This is a genomic window from Blautia sp. ZXY-1-B12, assembly GCF_056339915.1.
Map to the genome: position 1 here is coordinate 1 of NZ_JBWJVP010000148.1, position 2,718 is coordinate 2,718.

Genomic DNA, 2,718 nt, shown 5'->3' on the forward strand with positions numbered 1-2,718 from the left:
CATAAGTGTGATATTCTTTTCTCTTCATACACATGCGATAATAAACAATAATCAGCACAAATGTAATGGCAGTGTGAACAATCCATCCGAATATATAGAGTGGAACACCACCAAATGCGGGAATATACGTCTCGCTGTAGAAAAACGGGAACGGAATCATAATTAATACAAACATAATCAGAAAAATAATCAACCATGTCCGTTCGAAGTGTTTCTCAAAAAGTTTCTTCATAGCCTTTTTCCTCCTTTGCTTTTCGAAAGAAAATCATGTAATATATACTATGATTTTCTTTCGATTTTTTGTTAAGTATATACTTTACTTTATATTTTCCATTATACATGCTATAATAAATTTGTAAAGTTTTTACTTATATTTTTATGAAAAAAATATAAAACATTGCATGCGCCATGCAAAGGAAGGACATCGTGTAATATCTATGGATATTTTAGAGCATCTTCAAAAACTTTATCCTGCCCTGACAAAAAAGCAGAAAACAATCGCAGATTATCTAATTGCTAATCCGGAGGAAATCAGCTACATTACACTGGCACAGCTAAGCCATCAGACCGGTACCTCCGAGCTGACTTTGCTTCGTTTTTGTCAAAAACTGGGGTACTCCAACTTTCTGGACTTAAAGGAGCAGTTTCGGGACTATACCCAAAAAATGATTAAGCAGGCCTCCTCTTCTTCCTTTTTTCTGCCAGAGCGTACCTCAGGCGAAGACACCGAGCGGGAACAAATGCTTCATGAAATCTGCAATACAGAGGCCGCAGTTTTCTCTGATTTTATTACCAACATCAATCTGGAATCTGTCATAAAGGCTTCTGATGAAATCCGGAAAAGCACCCGTATCTACATCTTTGCCCATGATATTTCTCTGGTTCCCGGCAAATTTTTACAGAGCCGTTTGGAAATTCTGTACTTGAATTCTGCGTTGATTGATTTATCGGATCTGGAAGTCACCCAGAAGATTATCCAACAGCTGACGGATGGTGACCTGGTAATCTTTTTCTCTTTTCCCCCGCTATTATTTTCCGATTGGAAATATTGCTAAAAAAGCAGCTAAATCAGGGGTACCGATTCTGACCATCACAGACAGTGATACTTCACCGGCAGCTGCGCACAGCACACTATTGCTTCTCTGTCCCACATCTACGAAGCTGTTTTATAACTCTATGACTGCACCTATGGCTATGCTCAATATTCTGGCATCCTGTCTTGTCATCGATAGTGTATCACCATCTGAACGGCAGATTTTTATCGACACTTTGCCATCCTGATTTTTAGCCCAAAAACAAAACCGGATATACAGGTTTCCAACAGAAAGCCATATATCCGGTTTCGTTTTTATTTTCTTTTTACTTCTCATAGGTGCCTTTTCGAATCACCTCTCCATGCTTCATAAAGATCTTTCCCCTGGCTACATAAGTATCCAGCGTCAGATCCTGATCAAACAGCAACAGATCCGCATCGGCCCCCTCTGCCACAGTTCCCTTGATTCCCAGTAAATCCAGCCCCTCTGCCACCTGACAGGTCATATAAGGCAGTGCTTCCTCCAGAGTCATTCCCAGAACCTGTACCATATATTTCAACTCTTTATAAAGTGCATCCACACCAGATACACCTATCTCCAGAAGGCTGCCGTCCTCAGCATAATTAGACCAGCTTCCGTGTCCGTCAGAGCTCATTGTGATATGCTCTGTGGGCAGTCCCCGCTTTTTAGCCTCCAGAACACATTCTCCCGGTGAAGTGTGCATACCGCAGGTCAGATCAATATAACCTCCCCGCTTCAGAAATTCGTAGCCCTCTTCCAGCAACTTTTCATTCCGGTTGACATGAGTGGGACGGAAAATCCGTACAGGAACAGAACTCACCTCCAATGCCCGGAATACCGGCGCAAGACCATCTTTGTCATCTCCCATGTGAAGCACCACAATGCCTGGCTTTCCACTGAGCATTCCCGCCACACGAGCTTTACTTGCAATCTGAACCAACTGATCACCAGTCACATTAGGTGCCCGGTGATCAGATATCGCCAGCTTCACACCCAAAATCTCATTCACGAATACGATGTCCCTGTCTGTTTCACCTGTGATAGTCGGGCTGGGATATCCGTAAGCACCTGTGAGCATATAAGCACTCACGCCCTCCTCACAGAGTACCCGGGTCTTCGCATAAAGATTGTCCACACTCCTGGTGATACCATCCGTACCCAGAAGTCCCACCACTGTTGTGATACCGTTCTCTACCAGTTCTGACATCTGTAATTCCGGTGTCCGCGTATGAAAGCTTCCCTCTCCACCGCCTCCGGTGATATGTACATGTTGATCTAAAAATCCGGGAGTAAGAATCTTGCCCTCTGCATCCAGCACCTCGCACTCCACAGGCAATTCTCTGATGGAATCCTGTATACATTCAATCTTTCCCCCGCAAATCAAAAATTCTCTTGACCGAGATATTCCGGTGCGTAAATCTCTGCATTCTTTACCAATAACATAACTGTTCCCCTTTTTCCCGTAGCTGTTCATTACGCAGATACTCCAAACTATCATGAACAGTTACTTTTCTTTTTTCGTTTCTACTCAAAGTATATACGATGGAATCCGTTTTGTCTATGAAAGTTCTGAATAATTAGCTATATATTTCCACCATCAAGGTACATCCGATATGAATGTTTGTCCCATTGGCAGCTTTCCTGGAGAAGTAATTTCTAATCG

General features: G+C 42.7%; 3 protein-coding genes and 2 pseudogenes. 2 read left to right on the plus strand and 3 right to left on the minus strand.

Annotation, left to right across the window (positions count from 1 at the left end; translation table 11 throughout):
• The coding region (locus AC075L_RS07800; RefSeq protein WP_476387490.1) for a hypothetical protein at positions 1 to 232 on the minus strand (232 nt) is incomplete at its 3' end.
• Between the two features lie 205 nt (positions 233 to 437).
• Between AC075L_RS07800 and AC075L_RS07805 the strand changes: the two genes are divergently transcribed.
• Both AC075L_RS07805 and AC075L_RS07810 read left to right on the plus strand, forming a co-directional pair.
• Positions 438 to 1,055 (plus strand): MurR/RpiR family transcriptional regulator, encoded by a 618-nt coding sequence (locus AC075L_RS07805; protein ID WP_476387491.1) that lies wholly within the window; start codon positions 438 to 440, stop codon positions 1,053 to 1,055.
• Positions 1,056 to 1,083: 28 nt separating this feature from the next.
• Positions 1,084 to 1,152, plus strand: a pseudogene (locus tag AC075L_RS07810) (hypothetical protein); the annotation flags it as partial.
• Positions 1,153 to 1,166: 14 nt separating this feature from the next.
• On the opposite strand, the gene AC075L_RS07815 reads toward AC075L_RS07810, so the two are convergent.
• Entirely contained in the window at positions 1,167 to 1,370 is a 204-nt protein-coding gene (locus AC075L_RS07815) for a hypothetical protein (protein WP_476387492.1), read from the minus strand.
• Positions 1,360 to 2,498: pseudogene (iadA, locus tag AC075L_RS07820) on the minus strand (beta-aspartyl-peptidase). Before iadA ends, AC075L_RS07815 begins: the two are co-directional and overlap by 11 nt.
• Positions 2,499 to 2,718 lie beyond the last annotated feature (220 nt).

Bases quoted from the DNA above. Each gene is read 5' to 3' on its own strand.
- AC075L_RS07805 (WP_476387491.1), top strand. From the start codon at position 438: ATGGATATTTTAGAGCATCTTCAAAAACTTTATCCTGCCCTGACAAAA.
- AC075L_RS07815 (WP_476387492.1), bottom strand. From the start codon at position 1,370: ATGAGAAGTAAAAAGAAAATAAAAACGAAACCGGATATATGGCTTTCT.